Source organism: Streptomyces sp. NPDC054757, assembly GCF_053612185.1.
Genome location: NZ_JBSHBW010000017.1, coordinates 56,330 through 71,338, shown reverse-complemented (window position 1 = coordinate 71,338; position 15,009 = coordinate 56,330). Strand labels below are relative to the sequence as shown.

12 protein-coding genes and 2 tRNA genes are annotated in these 15,009 nt (G+C 67.4%); 10 read left to right on the top strand and 4 right to left on the bottom strand.

Features of this window, described 5'->3' with window-relative positions:
* The first annotated feature begins 62 nt into the window (after nt 1-62).
* The 9 genes from gnd to ACWGKJ_RS20610 all read left to right on the top strand — a co-directional run bounded on the left by gnd (nt 63) and on the right by ACWGKJ_RS20610 (nt 10,649).
* On the top strand, nt 63-941 hold the full coding sequence (gene gnd / locus ACWGKJ_RS20650; protein WP_385017214.1) for a phosphogluconate dehydrogenase (NAD(+)-dependent, decarboxylating): 879 nt from the start codon (nt 63-65) through the stop codon (nt 939-941).
* Nucleotides 942-971: 30 nt separating this feature from the next.
* The gene (gene recF / locus ACWGKJ_RS20645; RefSeq protein ID WP_385017211.1) at nt 972-2,102 is read left to right on the top strand and encodes a DNA replication/repair protein RecF; all 1,131 of its coding nucleotides are present in this window, start codon (nt 972-974) and stop codon (nt 2,100-2,102) included.
* Complete coding sequence (locus ACWGKJ_RS20640) at nt 2,099-2,710, top strand: DUF721 domain-containing protein (protein WP_385017208.1); 612 nt, start codon at nt 2,099-2,101, stop codon at nt 2,708-2,710. Before recF ends, ACWGKJ_RS20640 begins: the two co-directional genes overlap by 4 nt.
* Nucleotides 2,711-3,073: 363 nt before the next feature.
* The gene (gene gyrB, locus ACWGKJ_RS20635; protein ID WP_385017205.1) at nt 3,074-5,137 is read left to right on the top strand and encodes a DNA topoisomerase (ATP-hydrolyzing) subunit B; all 2,064 of its coding nucleotides are present in this window, start codon (nt 3,074-3,076) and stop codon (nt 5,135-5,137) included.
* A gap of 41 nt (nt 5,138-5,178) precedes the next feature.
* Nucleotides 5,179-7,809: a DNA gyrase subunit A gene (gene gyrA, locus ACWGKJ_RS20630; protein ID WP_385017202.1), complete on the top strand. Its 2,631-nt coding sequence runs from the start codon at nt 5,179-5,181 to the stop codon at nt 7,807-7,809.
* A 93-nt stretch (nt 7,810-7,902) separates the two neighbouring features.
* Nucleotides 7,903-8,439: a DUF3566 domain-containing protein gene (locus tag ACWGKJ_RS20625; RefSeq protein ID WP_385017200.1), complete on the top strand. Its 537-nt coding sequence runs from the start codon at nt 7,903-7,905 to the stop codon at nt 8,437-8,439.
* A gap of 59 nt (nt 8,440-8,498) precedes the next feature.
* Nucleotides 8,499-8,572: transfer RNA gene (locus ACWGKJ_RS20620), tRNA-Ile, on the top strand.
* Nucleotides 8,573-8,725: 153 nt separating this feature from the next.
* Nucleotides 8,726-8,860 (top strand): DLW-39 family protein, encoded by a 135-nt coding sequence (locus tag ACWGKJ_RS20615; RefSeq protein ID WP_003958712.1) that lies wholly within the window; start codon nt 8,726-8,728, stop codon nt 8,858-8,860.
* 478 nt (nt 8,861-9,338) lie between these two features.
* On the top strand, nt 9,339-10,649 hold the full coding sequence (locus ACWGKJ_RS20610; protein WP_385017197.1) for a hypothetical protein: 1,311 nt from the start codon (nt 9,339-9,341) through the stop codon (nt 10,647-10,649).
* A gap of 97 nt (nt 10,650-10,746) precedes the next feature.
* Here ACWGKJ_RS20610 and ACWGKJ_RS20605 read toward each other — a convergent pair whose 3' ends face one another.
* A complete protein-coding gene (locus ACWGKJ_RS20605; RefSeq protein ID WP_385017194.1) occupies nt 10,747-12,183 on the bottom strand; it encodes a serine/threonine-protein kinase in 1,437 nt (478 codons plus the stop codon).
* A 246-nt stretch (nt 12,184-12,429) separates the two neighbouring features.
* A complete protein-coding gene (locus tag ACWGKJ_RS20600) occupies nt 12,430-12,978 on the bottom strand; it encodes a helix-turn-helix domain-containing protein (RefSeq protein ID WP_385017191.1) in 549 nt (182 codons plus the stop codon).
* A gap of 151 nt (nt 12,979-13,129) precedes the next feature.
* On the opposite strand from ACWGKJ_RS20600, the gene ACWGKJ_RS20595 reads away from it, so the two are divergent.
* Nucleotides 13,130-13,202: transfer RNA gene (locus ACWGKJ_RS20595), tRNA-Ala, on the top strand.
* 1,038 nt (nt 13,203-14,240) lie between these two features.
* Here ACWGKJ_RS20595 and ACWGKJ_RS20590 read toward each other — a convergent pair.
* Together ACWGKJ_RS20590 and ACWGKJ_RS20585 are read right to left on the bottom strand one after the other, a co-directional pair.
* Nucleotides 14,241-14,768, bottom strand: a complete 528-nt coding sequence (locus tag ACWGKJ_RS20590; RefSeq protein ID WP_385017188.1) for an SDR family oxidoreductase — start codon at nt 14,766-14,768, stop codon at nt 14,241-14,243.
* Nucleotides 14,684-14,983, bottom strand: a complete 300-nt coding sequence (locus ACWGKJ_RS20585; protein ID WP_385017185.1) for an SDR family NAD(P)-dependent oxidoreductase — start codon at nt 14,981-14,983, stop codon at nt 14,684-14,686. Before ACWGKJ_RS20585 ends, ACWGKJ_RS20590 begins: the two co-directional genes overlap by 85 nt.
* Between the last annotated feature and the right edge of the window lie 26 nt (nt 14,984-15,009).

The window sequence follows — 15,009 nt, the reverse complement described above, 5'->3', positions numbered from 1 at the left end:
CGTGTCCCGGCGTACGCTCGGACGCGGGTACGAAACGCCACCACGTCACTAAGGATCTTCTGATGGAGCTCGGTCTCGTCGGCCTCGGCAAGATGGGCGGGAACATGCGCGAGCGCATCCGCCGCGCTGGTCACACCGTCATCGGTTACGACCGCAATGCGGACGTCGCCGATGTCCACAGCCTGGAAGAGCTTGTGGGCAAGCTCAAGGGTCCCCGCGTCGTATGGGTCATGGTCCCGTCGGGTGCCGCGACCCAGTCCACCATCGATGAGCTGGCTGATCTGCTCTCTCCGGGCGATGTCGTCGTGGACGGCGGCAACTCGCGCTGGACCGACGACGAGAAGCACGCGGTCGAGCTGGGCATCAAGGGCATCGGCTTCGTCGACTGCGGTGTCTCCGGTGGCGTCTGGGGCCTGGAGAACGGCTATGCGCTGATGTACGGCGGCGACGCCGAGAACGTCGCGAAGGTGCAGCCGGTCTTCGACGCGCTCAAGCCCGAAGGAGAGTTCGGCTCGGTTCACGCCGGCAAGGTCGGCGCCGGCCACTTCGCCAAGATGGTCCACAACGGCATCGAGTACGCCATGATGCAGGCGTATGCCGAGGGCTGGGAGCTTCTGGAGAAGGTCGACTCCGTCACCGATGTGCGCGAGGTCTTCCGCTCCTGGCAGGAGGGCACGGTCATCCGTTCCTGGCTGCTGGATCTCGCGGTCAACGCACTGGACGACGACGAGCACCTCGACCAGCTCCGTGGTTTCGCCGCCGATTCTGGTGAAGGACGCTGGACGGTCGAGGCGGCCATCGACAACGCGGTTCCGCTGCCCGCGATCACCGCGTCGCTCTTCGCCCGCTTCGCCTCGCGCCAGGACGACTCTCCGCAGATGAAGATGATCGCAGCACTGCGCAACCAGTTCGGCGGCCACGCGGTCGAGAACAAGAAGTAAGCCAGCAGCAGGGAAGGTCGGCGCACGGTCATGCACGTCACGCATCTGTCGCTGGCCGACTTTCGCTCGTACGCCCGGGTCGAGGTGCCTCTCGACCCGGGCGTCACTGCGTTCGTGGGCGCCAACGGACAGGGCAAGACCAACATCGTCGAGGCCGTCGGCTATCTGGCGACGCTCGGCAGCCATCGGGTCTCGTCGGACGCACCGCTGGTACGGATGGGGGCCGAGCGGGCTGTGATCCGTGGAGCGGTCACCCAGGGCGAACGGTCTCAGCTCGTCGAGCTCGAACTCAACCCGGGCCGGGCCAACAGGGCCCGGATCAACCGGTCTTCGCAGGTCAGGCCGCGCGATGTACTCGGAATCGTACGGACCGTGCTTTTCGCGCCCGAGGATCTCGCGCTGGTCAAGGGCGATCCGGGTGAGCGCCGTCGGTTCCTGGATGAGCTGGTCACCGCTCGTTCGCCGCGGATGGCTGGTGTGCGCTCCGACTACGAGCGGGTGCTGAAGCAGCGCAACACGCTGCTGAAGTCCGCAGCGATGGCCCGCAGGCACGGCGGCAGATCCATGGATATGTCCACCCTCGATATCTGGGACCAGCATCTGGGGCGTGTGGGCGCCGAGTTGCTGGCGCAGCGGCTGGATCTGATCGCGACGTTGCAGCCGCTGGCCGACAAGGCGTACGAGCAGGTGGCGCCCGGTGGCGGGCCGGTCGTGCTGGAGTACCGGAGCTCGCTGGGCGAGGGGATCGAGGCGGCTCAGTCGAAGGACGGACTGTACGAGCAGCTGCTCGCCGCGCTGGTGGGAGTCCGTAAGCAGGAGATCGAGCGGGGTGTGACGCTGGTCGGGCCGCACCGTGACGACCTGGTGCTGAAGCTCGGTCGGCTGCCGGCCAAGGGGTACGCGAGCCACGGTGAGTCCTGGTCATATGCGCTGGCGCTGCGGCTGGCCTCGTACGACTTGCTGCGGACCGAGGGCAATGAGCCGGTGCTGGTGCTCGACGATGTCTTCGCGGAGCTGGACGTGCGGCGCAGGGAGCGGCTGGCGGAGCTGGTGGCGCCCGGGGAACAGGTGCTGGTGACGGCGGCAGTGGACGACGATGTGCCGGGCGTGCTGGCGGGTGCCCGGTTCGCTGTGTCGGACGGGGCGGTGGACCGGGTATGACCGGGGCGCCTCTTCCGGACGAGGGCAGCGGCGGAGGCCCTCGGGGTGCCGAGGAGCCGCCCGGTTCCGGTCCTTCCCTTCCGCCGGGGCCCGAGGCCGCGAAGGTTCCGGAGTCCTCGGGGATCGACCTGGCACGGGTCGCGTTGCGGGCGGCGAAGGAGCAGGCGAAGGCCCGGGGGGCGGCCGCTCAGCAGAAGAAGCAGGCCAAGCGCGGTGGGCTGCGTTCGGGAGCGCGGGCGGACGGGCGTGATCCTCTGCCGCTGGGCGCCGCGATCAACCGGCTGATCACTGAGCGTGGCTGGGAGACCCCGGCCGCGGTGGGCGGGGTGATGGGCCGCTGGCCGCAGATCGTGGGCGAGGATCTCGCGAACCACTGCGTCCCCCAGCGTTACGACGAGGACGCCCGGGTGCTGACCGTGCTGTGCGATTCGACCGCCTGGGCGACTCAGCTGCGGCTGCTGGCGCCCCAACTGGTGGCCCGGCTGAACGCCGATCTGGGGCAGGGCACCGTGAAGCTGTTGAAGGTCCTCGGCCCAGGTGGACCGCCCCGCCGGTTCGGACAGCTGCGGGCGCCTGGCAGTAAGGGTCCCGGCGATACCTACGGCTGACGCCGTCGACGGCTCTCCCGGCGGTGGGTGGGTACCCAAGACTCTGTGATTTCGACCAGAATGTGTGCTGTTTCACGTGAAACAGCACACATTGGGACCGTGCGGGACGAGGCACCGCACGGAGGGGGTCCCGCACCGTAGCGGGAGGTTGACAGCCCGAGGCGCTGAAAGCCCGTGTGAGCCTCTTGGAGCCCCTTCCTGGATATGGGGAGTCGTTCGCCGCCGGTTCAGGGCGGCACATGTGGATACAGGTACCGGCAAACCCCCATTGATGTCTGCGCTACCGGTAGACTGGAAGACAATCCCGCCACTCGCGGAACATGTCGAACGACGCAGCCGCTCCTGCCTGCCCTGGAGAGGCCTGTGCTGTGCCAGAAAGGGCGCTTCGTGGCCGATTCCGGCAACCCCAATGAGATCCCCCCGTCCACAGTCGGTGAGAACGGCGAGGTGACCACCTCGTACGACGCCAGCGCGATCACTGTCCTTGAGGGGCTGGACGCGGTCCGTAAGCGGCCCGGCATGTACATCGGCTCGACCGGTGAGCGTGGGCTCCATCATCTGGTGTACGAGGTCGTCGACAACTCGGTCGACGAGGCCCTGGCCGGGCACGCGGACACCATCGATGTGACGATCCTCGCTGATGGCGGGGTGCGTGTGGTCGACAACGGCCGCGGCATCCCGGTCGACATCGTGCCGTCGGAGAACAAGCCGGCTGTCGAGGTCGTCCTGACCGTTCTGCACGCCGGTGGCAAGTTCGGCGGCGGCGGTTACGCCGTCTCCGGTGGTCTGCACGGTGTGGGTGTGTCCGTCGTCAACGCCCTCTCCGCCAAGGTCGCGGTGGACGTCAAGCGCGACGGCTACCGCTGGACACAGGACTACAAGCTCGGTGTCCCGACAGCGCCGCTGGCCCGCAACGGGGCCACGGAGGAGAGCGGTACCACCGTCACCTTCTGGGCCGACGGGGACATCTTCGAGACCACCGAGTACTCCTTCGAGACGCTGTCGAGGCGTTTCCAGGAGATGGCGTTCCTCAACAAGGGCCTCACCCTGACGCTGACCGACGAGCGGGAGTCCGCGAAGGCTACCGCCGGCGCCGACACCGTCGGCGAGGTCGCGGAGGAAGAGCAGGTACGCACCGTCACGTACCACTACGAGGGCGGCATCGTCGACTTCGTGAAGTACCTCAACTCGCGCAAGGGCGAACTCATCCACCCGACCGTGATCGACGTCGAGGCCGAGGACAAGGAGCGTCTCCTCTCGGCAGAGATCGCGATGCAGTGGAACTCGCAGTACAGCGAGGGTGTGTACTCCTTCGCCAACACGATCCACACCCATGAGGGCGGCACCCACGAAGAGGGCTTCAGGGCCGCTCTGACGGGGCTGGTCAACCGGTACGCGCGCGAGAAGAAGCTGCTGCGTGAGAAGGACGACAACCTCTCCGGCGAGGACATCCGCGAGGGTCTCACGGCGATCATCTCAGTGAAGCTGGGCGAGCCGCAGTTCGAGGGCCAGACGAAGACCAAGCTGGGCAACACGGAGGCGAAGACCTTCGTGCAGAAGGTCGTCTATGAGCACCTCACGGACTGGTTCGACCGGAACCCCAATGAGGCCGTCGACATCATCCGTAAGGCCATCCAGGCCCAGACGGCGCGGGTCGCGGCGCGCAAGGCGCGTGATCTCACCCGGCGCAAGGGCCTGCTGGAGAGTGCCTCGCTGCCGGGCAAGCTGAGCGACTGCCAGTCGAACGACCCGACGAAGTGCGAGATCTTCATCGTCGAGGGTGACTCCGCCGGCGGCTCGGCGAAGTCCGGGCGTAACCCGATGTACCAGGCGATCCTGCCGATCCGAGGCAAGATCCTGAACGTCGAGAAGGCGCGGATCGACAAGATCCTCCAGAACACCGAGGTCCAGGCGCTGATCTCGGCGTTCGGCACCGGGGTCCACGAGGACTTCGACATCGAGAAGCTGCGCTATCACAAGATCATTCTCATGGCTGACGCCGACGTCGACGGTCAGCACATCAACACGCTGCTCCTGACGTTCCTCTTCCGGTTCATGCGGCCGCTGGTCGAGGCCGGGCATGTGTATCTGTCGCGCCCGCCGCTGTTCAAGATCAAGTGGGGCCGGGACGACTTCGAGTACGCGTACTCGGACACGGAGCGGGACGCCCTGGTCGAGCTCGGCAAGCGGAGCGGCAAGCGGGTCAGAGACGACTCGATCCAGCGCTTCAAGGGTCTCGGTGAGATGAACGCCGAGGAACTGCGCATCACCACGATGGACGTGGACCACCGGGTGCTCGGCCAGGTGACTCTGGACGACGCGGCGCAGGCCGACGATCTGTTCTCGGTGCTGATGGGCGAGGACGTCGAGGCACGGCGCTCGTTCATTCAGCGCAACGCCAAGGACGTCCGGTTCCTCGACATCTGAGTCGGTCTCGGCTGACCGCACTGAAAGGACTTTGACCAGCAATGGCCGACGAGAATTCCCCTGTGATGCCCGAACAGCCGCCAGCGGTCCCCGGCATCGGTATGCGTGTCGAGCCGGTGGGGCTCGAAACGGAGATGCAGCGTTCGTATCTCGACTACGCGATGTCCGTCATCGTGTCGCGTGCGCTGCCGGATGTGCGGGACGGCCTGAAGCCCGTTCACCGCCGGGTGCTGTACGCGATGTACGACGGCGGCTACCGGCCCGAGAAGGGCTTCTACAAGTGCGCCCGTGTCGTCGGTGACGTCATGGGTACGTACCACCCGCACGGCGACTCCTCGATCTACGACGCCCTGGTCCGGCTGGCCCAGCACTGGTCGATGCGTATGCCGCTGGTGGACTCGAACGGCAACTTCGGCTCTCCCGGCAACGACCCGGCTGCCGCGATGCGGTACACCGAGTGCAAGATGATGCCCCTGTCCATGGAGATGGTCAGGGACATCGACGAGGAGACCGTCGACCACCAGGACAACTACGACGGCCGTAACCAGGAGCCGGTGGTTCTCCCGGCCAGATTCCCGAACCTGCTGGTCAACGGCTCCGCCGGTATCGCGGTCGGTATGGCCACCAACATCCCTCCGCACAACCTGCGCGAGGTCGCGGCCGGCGCCCAGTGGTATCTGGAGAACCCGGAGGCCTCGCACGAGGACCTTCTGGACGCTCTGCTGGAGCGCATCAAGGGACCGGACTTCCCGACCGGCGCGCTGGTCGTGGGACGCAAGGGCATCGAGGAGGCCTACCGCACCGGACGCGGCTCCATCACGATGCGCGCGGTGGTCGCGGTCGAGGAGATCCAGAACCGCCAGTGCCTGGTGGTCACGGAGCTTCCGTACCAGACCAACCCTGACAACCTCGCGCAGAAGATCGCCGACCTGGTGAAGGACGGCAAGATCGGCGGGATCGCCGATGTGCGGGACGAGACATCCTCGCGTACGGGGCAGCGCCTCGTCGTCGTGCTGAAGCGTGACGCGGTGGCCAAGGTTGTCCTGAACAACCTCTACAAGCACACCGATCTCCAGTCGAACTTCAGCGCCAACATGCTGGCGCTGGTCGACGGGGTGCCGCGCACCCTGTCGATCGACGCGTTTATCCGCCACTGGGTGACGCACCAGATCGAGGTCATCGTCCGGCGCACCCGGTTCCGGCTGCGCAAGGCTGAGGAGCGAGCCCACATCCTGCGGGGTCTGCTCAAGGCGCTGGACGCGATCGACGAGGTCATCGCGCTGATCCGGCGCAGTCAGACCGTCGAGGTCGCGCGCGAGGGCCTGATGGGCCTCCTGGAGATCGATGAGATCCAGGCGAACGCGATCCTGGAAATGCAGCTGCGCCGGCTGGCCGCACTGGAGCACCAGAAGATCACATCCGAGTACAACGAGCTCCAGGCGAAGATCAACGAGTACAACGCGATCCTGGTCTCGCCCGACCTCCAGCGGCAGATCGTCAGTGAGGAACTGGCGGTCATCGTCGACAAGTTCGGCGACGACCGGCGTTCCAAGCTGGTGCCCTTCGACGGTGACATGTCCATCGAGGACCTGATCGCCGAGGAGGACATCGTCGTCACCATCACCAACGGTGGTTACGTCAAGCGCACCAAGACCGAGGACTACCGCTCGCAGAAGCGTGGCGGCAAGGGTGTGCGGGGCACCAAGCTGAAGCAGGACGACATCGTCGCCCACTTCTTCGTCTCGACAACCCACCACTGGTTGCTGTTCTTCACGAACAAGGGCCGGGTGTACCGGGCAAAGGCGTACGAGCTGCCGGACGCGGGCCGTGATGCGCGTGGCCAGCATGTCGCCAACCTGCTGGCGTTCCAGCCGGACGAGCAGATCGCGCAGATCCTGGCGATCCGTGACTATGACGCGGCCCCGTATCTGATCCTGGCCACCAAGGGCGGCCTGGTGAAGAAGACCCCGCTCAAGGACTACGACTCACCGCGTTCGGGCGGCGTCATCGCGATCAACCTGCGGGAGACGCCGGACGGCAGTGACGACGAGCTGATCGGCGCCGAACTGGTCTCGGCCGAAGACGATCTGCTGCTGGTCAGCAGGAAGGCCCAGTCGATCCGGTTCACGGCGACGGACGATGCTCTGCGCCCCATGGGACGCGCGACATCCGGTGTCAAGGGCATGAGTTTCCGCGAGGGCGACGAACTGCTCTCGATGAATGTCGTCAGGCCGGGTACTTTCGTGTTCACTGCCACTGACGGCGGGTACGCCAAGCGGACCCCCGTCGACGAGTACCGCATCCAGGGCCGCGGTGGTCTGGGTATCAAGGCCGCCAAGATCGTGGAGGACCGGGGCTCGCTGGTCGGCGCGCTGGTGGTCGAGGGGACGGATGAAATCCTCGCCATCACGCTCGGCGGTGGTGTGATTCGTACGCGAGTCAATGAAGTCAGGGAGACCGGCCGTGACACCATGGGCGTTCAACTGATCAACCTGGGCAAGCGCGATGCCGTGGTCGGCATCGCTCGCAACGCCGAGGCCGGCCGAGAGGCCGAAGAGATTGACGCGGTCGAGAGCGACGCAGACGCGGTCGACGGTGGTTCGGCCGATGTTGACGCGGTCGAAGCGGTAGTCGAAGGCACCGAGCCTTCGGCAGGGGAGCACGAGGAGTAGAACGTGAGTGGAGCCACGGGCGACGGAGCGGCCGCTTCCGGAGCTGGAGCACGCGGTGCCCGTGGCCCCGCCGCGGACTCTCAAGGGGGAACGGTGACGGATACGCGTGGGGCGCAGCCGCAGTACGAGTCTCAGCCGTACCAGCCGCCGCAGGCGTACCCGTCGCCTTCGGGCGGCGGTACGCAGGGCGGTCAGCGTACGGTCGGCGGTGGCCAGCCGGTGGTACGTCGGCCCCGCACGGGCGCCCGCACCACCCCCCGTACGCGGAAGGCCCGGCTGCGGGTGGCCAAGGCCGATCCGTGGTCGGTCATGAAGGTCAGCTTCTTGCTGTCCATCGCCTTGGGTGTCTGCACCATCGTGGCGGCCGCGGTGCTGTGGATGGTCATGGACGCCATGGGCGTCTTCTCGACCGTGGGCGGGACGATCAGCGAGGCCACCGGCTCAAGTGACGGCAGCGGCTTCGATCTTCAGTCGTTCCTCTCGCTGCCGCGTGTGCTGCTGTTCACAGCGGTCATCGCGGTGATCGATGTGGTGCTGGCCACAGCGCTGGCCACGCTGGGGGCCTTCATCTACAACCTGTCGGCCGGCTTCGTGGGCGGTGTCGAGCTGACTCTCGCCGAGGACGAGTAGAGGCCCGGCTATCGATTTTGGGACTGGCCCTGGAGTGCGCTAATCTTCAGGGGCAGCGCGGGGCTATAGCTCAGTTGGTTAGAGCGCATCCCTGATAAGGATGAGGCCACAGGTTCAAATCCTGTTAGCCCCACCGCGAACGTCGGCCCGGACAGTTTTACTGTCCCGGCCGCCAGCAATTACGGGCCGGATAAGTGGGGGGGAACTAGGTCACCGATCGGTATCGGCCGGTGTGTATAGTCGGGCGCCAGAAGTCCCTTACGTCAAGGAAAGACGAGGTCGCGCGGTGAAGAAGCTTCTCCTGGTCGCACTGGCTGCCATCGGCGGGCTCCTCGTGTACCGCCAGATCCAGGCGGATCGCGCCGAGCAGGATCTGTGGACGGAGGCGACTGACTCCGTGCCCGCAGGTTCGGGTGTGTGAGACACAGCGTCTTGAATGCAGGGCCCCGGTCGTTTTTGCGACCGGGGCCCTGTTGCGTTTGTGCTGGCCCTCGGATTCCCTGCGACTGGGCATGCTGTGGCGGTACGTACGGGCCAAGGAGGCTCTATCGCGACCAGGACGGTGTTTCTGCGGGTGTCTGGCTGCCTCATGCCTTCAGGGCCCCGTCTCCTGGCTCCCTTGGGTTGCTGCCCCGGGCCGAGACGTCGGCGCCGATGTTTCACGTGGAACAACCGACTGCGCAGGACGCAGGGGCTGGCCGTCGTGAATGGCGGGGGCGATTCCGCTGGGCACGCAGACAACGCGACGAAGGTCGGGGCAGGGTGGGCCGGGACCACGCTCTGCGGCGGGTGCGGTGATGGCTGATGTAGTCCCGTGGCGCTGGTTATCGCGAGGCTGATGCCGGGGCCAGGTGGAGCCTGGACACCGGTCGGGCCTGGACAACGGGGGGAAACAGGTCATGGGGCAGCGCAGCAGGAGGCGCATAGCGCTGGCGACAGTGGCGGCTGCGTGTTCGGTGGGGGTGCTGTCCGGTCAGGCCGCGGCGGTGGGCGAGCCCAATCCCTATGTCTTCGACCGGCAGGCGACGACGGTGGCGGGAGCTGTGGCCAGTACCGATGCGAAGCAGCTCAAGGCCGGTTCGACCTACCGCTCTTCGATCAGGGCAGGCAGCCGGCTCTACTACCAGGTCGAGCTGGACGCCACGTCCGACACCTATGTCTCCGCCGTGGCTGTGCCCAGGCTCGGGCCTCAGGAGAAGGTCGACTACGCCGACGGCATCAAGGTGTCCCTCCAGGACCTCAAGGGCGGCTCCTGCGGGAATGACGACGATGCCGTGTTCGGCTCTGCCGCGTATCCCCGGCCGCTCGCTGCGCACGCCACGCGCACAGTCAGGAAGGGTGGCGTCTTCTGTCAGTCGGCAGGGCCGTACTACGTACTGATCGAGAGGACGACCAAGGCCACTTCCGCCCAGGACGAATGGGAGCTGGAGATCCGTGTCGATTCGGAACCCGGCCTGACGCCCGGTTCGGCCCGCCAGACGGATGCACCGACCAGCTGGCCGTCCGTACCGCCCGTCCCACCGGCGGGCATGGCGAAGCAGACCAAGGGCGGTACGGGGTTCAATGACGCTGCCGCGCTGAAACCAGGGGTGTGGAACGACCGGATCAAGCCCGGACAGACCCGTTTCTATCGGGTGCCGGTCGGCTGGGGGCAGCAGCTCTTCGCGAGCGCTGATCTCGGTAGCTCCGCGGGGAGCGGCTTCGTCGTCGGTGCCCTCACCGTGCAGCTGTACAACCCGGTCCGTTCCGGGGTCACCACGGGGCAGACGATGTACGACGGGAAGCCGAAGTCGGCTGCGACGGACCCGCTGCCACCGGTGGCCTACCGGAACCGCTACAGCGTGCGCGACGAGGTCAGCGGAGTACGGATGGCGGGCGACTACTACCTCGCGGTCACCCTGAGTCCGGGGGTCGCGAAGACCTTCGGTGAGAAGGACTACGGGCTGACGCTGAGGGCGAGCGTCAAGGGTAGGGAGGAGCCCCCACCGGCATACGTGGGCGCTGTGCCCCACTACGGAACGTCGGCCGGTGAGGACGCGAGCCAGGGAACCATGAGGCTGCTGGGGATCGCGGGGATCAGCACGGGGACGGTGCTGGTGCTGGGACTCGGCGCGTGGACGCTGGTCGCGAGGCGGCGGGCGGCATCGGTGCCGGCCCAGGAACTGCGGCGGAGGCTCCCGGCGGAGTACGGGCCGCCTTCTGCTTGGTAGCCGGCCGCGCTTGGCTGCGGTGGGGATGCGGTCGGGGTCAGGCGGTTCTCTTCGGTCAGCTCTGTGCCGCCTCTCGGTCAGCTCCGTGCAGCCTCGGTCAGCTCTGTGTCAGTGCCCAGATGCCCACTGCGAAACAGATCAGGGCGATCACCAGGACCGGGACGACCACCCTCGGGGGCGGCCCCGGACGCATGCGCGGGACGGGTACCGACTGGGTGGGAACCTGCGAGGGCTGAGCGGTGTACTTATCAATGAGGGGCTGTTCATACAGGGCCTGATTAGGGGCCTGACCAGGGAGGGGGGAGGTCACATGCGGAACCGTGGGGGCGGCTGTCGAGGCCGAGGCCGAGGCCGGTATTGGGGCTTGGGTGGTCGGCTGGGGCGGCGGGGCGAGAGAGGAACTGCCTGTTTCCGAGAGCGCAGAGTGCTGTGGCTGCTGGTGGTGGGGTGCGGGCTGCTGTTCGGTCGGAGGGTGCGGCGGCGCCCCGTGCGGCGCCGTCGGCTCGTGCACCGAGGGGTGCGCAGCGGGGCTCGGCTGCGGCCCGGGACCCTGCTGAGGATCGGGACCTTGCTGAGGTACGGGCCCCTGCCCAGTGACCGATGGGACCGGTCCCTGCGGAGACCCTGGCAGGTGAGGAGGGTGGTGCTGCGCCCGCAGGGGGCCCTCCGGCCCGAACCCGCTGGGCAGCGGGCCGATCTGGTCGCGGATCTCGACCGGCTCCGCACCGGGGCCCGGCTCGGCCAGCAGCTCCGCTGCCGTGGCCAGCGCCTTGCGGGCACCGTTCGCCGTACGGAAGCGGGCCTGCGGATCGGGCTGGAGCAGTCCGGCGAGCACCTGCCAGAGCGGCTCGGACATGCCCTGGGGAGCGCCGGTTGTGCCATGGGCCGCGAAGTGCTCGACCAGGGACCGGGAGTCGGGACGGGCGCCCTGAAGCAGATAGAGCGCGACGAGCCCGACCGCGAACAGGTCGGCGGCGAAGTCCGGTTCCGCACCGAGCATCTGCTCCGGGGCGAAGTAGCCAGGCGTCCCCACCACATAGTTGCTCTCAGTGAGGCGCGGCTCGCCCTTGCGCATCGAGATGCCGAAGTCGGACAGCCGCAGATGCGGCCGCCCGGCCCCGGTCGCTTCCATCAGGAGGTTCGCCGGCTTGATGTCGCGGTGCACGACGCCTTCCGCATGGACGGCAGCCAGCCCGGCCAGCAGTTGGTCGAGCAGCGTGCATACGAACCGGGGTGGCAGTGGACCGTAGTCACGGATGACTTGGACGAGCGAACCTCCGCTCACCAGCTCCATGGTGAACAACACCTGGTCGTCATCCGCGGCCCAGCTGGCAGGGGCGAGTACATGGGGGTGGTCGATCCGCAGGGCCTGTTCGCGCACGAAGCGCAGCAGGGTGTGTGCGTCGCGCTGCTGGAGGACCTTGGCGGCCACATAGCGGCGCCTGCGGTGGTCCCAGGTACGCCAGACCGCCCCTACGCCCCCGCGCCCGATCGGGTCGACCAGCTCATACCGCCCGGCGAAGATCTCACCCATGTGCTGTACCCATGCTCTGTGCCCGCCCCCCTGTTGGCTGAGCTCTGGCCGACTGGACCTCGGTTGAACGAACCTTGGCCTGCTGTGCCCCGGCTCGGCTGAGATCCGGCCCACTGAGCCTTGGTCGACTGCCCCACTACTGGCAGCGCTTTGGCCGACTAGCCCCCGGCCGGCCGAGCCCCTGCCGGCTGAGATTCGATCGGCCAGTCACCGATCGGCCAGGCACCGGTCGGCCGGGCCCCGGCGTCAGCTCTGGTGTGCCTCGTAGTGCGACACGGCTTCCGAGGTGCGCCCGGCGCCGTACACCCGAAGGAACTCTGCCAGTTCGGGGTGGGTCGGGGCGAGGGCGTTCGCCGCGTCGATGATGTCACCGGCAGCTGATACGGAGCGCAGCAGTGACTGGATCTCGCGCACCACTCGGCGCACGGTCGGTGCGCCGGTGGTGGACGTGGGCTGAGCTGTGGTGGAGAGGACTGATCCGCCCTGGGACTTCTTGATCTCTTCCATCCGATCCGTAGCCTCGCCCGCGCTGACGCTTCCGTCGGCGACTAGGCCCGAGAGTTCCTGGAGTGCCTGGACCCGCTGGACCACGGCCGGGTTTCCGATTTTGGCACGCTGGCCGCTCATCAGCTGGGAGAGCATGGGTGCGGACAGTCCGAGCACCGCGGCGAGACGGGCCTGGTTGAGACCCAGATCATCGATCAGACGACGGAAGAGCGCCCCCAGTGGCTCTCCGTACCAACTGCGCTGAAGGTCTCTCGCTCTCGCGGTTGCCTCTTGTTGTGCTGTGTCCATAGCGTCTCCCCATCGCTTCCCCAGGCGGCGGCTTCGCTGCCGCGAACCTCCTCGTGCATCCTACGGAGAGTGGTCACTGACCGGGAGTCCCAATCCTTTTGTGAGATCACCCCTGCGACCCGCTACTCTTGTTCTCGCACCAACCCATTACGGGGCCTTAGCTCAGTTGGTAGAGCGCTGTCTTTGCATGGCAGATGTCAGGGGTTCGACTCCCCTAGGCTCCACTTGATAAGTGCCCTCTGAACTGCGGAAACGCCGTTTCAGGGGGCGTTTTTCGTGCCCACTGGTGGGCACATCGGTGGGCGCGGACCGAGCCGCTGGTGAGACCTCTCCTCCGAGGCCGTCTGCCGAGCAGACAGAGGATGGGACAAGGTTCGCCAGCCGCAGCATCGGGCCGCACGGGGCACGGGCTCAGCAGTCGATGACGCGGCAGCGCGGAACGGCGGCGCCGGCGCTCCGGTGCCTGCACGGCGCCGTCGGACCTGCCCACACCCCGGGTCCCTGAAGTCAAAACGCCCGGGGTCGTGAATTGCCCGAGGCGAGCGTCGAACCCTCATCGTCTGCCCCGGCTCCGAGGCGCCCGTGGCGGCACCGAACAGTAGCGCCGCCACGGGCGCTCGGACGACCCGAGCGGTACGCGCCTGGGTCGCCTTCGTGGATTTCACGGCCGAACGCTGACCCCACCGCCACATCGCCGCGTTGACGGGCCCCGGGGTCCGCCAACGCCCCTCATCGGTAGCACGCCCGCTCAGACCGCTGCCGCGCCGAACCACCAGGCCGTCATCCCATGCGCCACACGGGCTCATCCCCAGTCTGTGCAGGGAGTCCTGCTTACGCGGTGGCGCTATCGCTGCGCGGTGGCCGGGAAGACGAGCGCGGGATCGGGTGGGGGCGGGCTCGTACGGGCGTGATGCCCGGGAAGCCGAGTGGGCCCTCCACACGGTTGTCTGCACCACGATCGCTGTAACTCGACCTGCGCCACAGAGCGGTTGACAGCTCGGATGTGCGGTTCATGCCCGGTACTCGGTACTCCTACAGGACGTCCCTGATGATCCGGACTGGTGGCGCGGGTTGCGGTGGAGCAACTGCTGGTGCCCGAGGCCACCGAATCGCTCGGTGACGTGCTTCGCGCCGTGTACAGCAGGACAGCAGGACAGCAGGGGCGGCCGGATCGGCACTCGTGGCAGGGGAGAGGGAGGTGCCCCGGCGAACGGGGCCCCGAGGGGGAGAGACCCGTATCCGGTCGGCCCGAGCGGCGCGGCTCAGTGGCTGGACAGCATGCGCAGTACGTCGGCGTGTTGTCCACGGGCCTCCGCGTACCGCAGGGGTTCGACGGCCTTGACGAGGATCTCGGCCGGTTGCTCGTCGGACCCGATGATGTCCATCACTTCGTCCAGGTAGGCATCCAGAGGCATGGCATTCTCTGCCTCCTCCTGCCCCATGAGAGCGGTGCGCACCGCCGGGGGCGCGAGTTCCAGGACTTCGATACTGGTGTCGGCGAGCTGGACGCGCAGGCTCTGGGTGAACGAGTGGATGGCGGCCTTGGTCGCGCAGTAGGTCGGCGTCATGGGCAGGGGGACGAAGGCCAGCCCGGAGGAGACCGTCATGATCGTCGCGCGCGGTCGGGTGGCGAGATGCCCGGTCAGAGCGGCCACGAGACGTATGGGGCCGAGCAGGTTGGTTGTCACGGTCGCCTCTGCCGTACTCAGGAAGTCGCCGCTGTGGAGGTCCTCCGGCAGCATGATGCCGGCCATCGCGACCAGGACGTCGAGGTCGGGGTAGCGCCGCACCAGCTGCGCCGTGACGTCCCGGACGGCACCCGGTCGGTGGTGTCGAGCAGGACGGACTCGATACCGGGGTTCTCCGCGACGATCTGCGCCAGCCTCTCCTCGCGGCGCCCGGAGACGATGACCCGGTTGCCTGCCGCGTGCAGGCTCAGCGCGAGGCCGAGGCCGATACCGGAGGTCGCCCCGGCGATGAAGACGGTGTTGCCTGTGAGCTTCATGGGTGTTCTCCGCTGTGTGGGTGGTG

What these genes read in the sequence shown, in the direction of transcription:
- gnd (WP_385017214.1), top strand. Translation starts at nt 63, where the DNA reads ATGGAGCTCGGTCTCGTCGGCCTCGGCAAGATGGGCGGGAACATGCGC.
- ACWGKJ_RS20640 (WP_385017208.1), top strand. Translation starts at nt 2,099, where the DNA reads ATGACCGGGGCGCCTCTTCCGGACGAGGGCAGCGGCGGAGGCCCTCGG.
- ACWGKJ_RS20600 (WP_385017191.1), bottom strand. Translation starts at nt 12,978, where the DNA reads ATGGACACAGCACAACAAGAGGCAACCGCGAGAGCGAGAGACCTTCAG.
- recF (WP_385017211.1), top strand. Translation starts at nt 972, where the DNA reads ATGCACGTCACGCATCTGTCGCTGGCCGACTTTCGCTCGTACGCCCGG.
- gyrA (WP_385017202.1), top strand. Translation starts at nt 5,179, where the DNA reads ATGGCCGACGAGAATTCCCCTGTGATGCCCGAACAGCCGCCAGCGGTC.
- ACWGKJ_RS20585 (WP_385017185.1), bottom strand. Translation starts at nt 14,983, where the DNA reads ATGAAGCTCACAGGCAACACCGTCTTCATCGCCGGGGCGACCTCCGGT.
- ACWGKJ_RS20605 (WP_385017194.1), bottom strand. Translation starts at nt 12,183, where the DNA reads ATGGGTGAGATCTTCGCCGGGCGGTATGAGCTGGTCGACCCGATCGGG.
- ACWGKJ_RS20610 (WP_385017197.1), top strand. Translation starts at nt 9,339, where the DNA reads ATGGGGCAGCGCAGCAGGAGGCGCATAGCGCTGGCGACAGTGGCGGCT.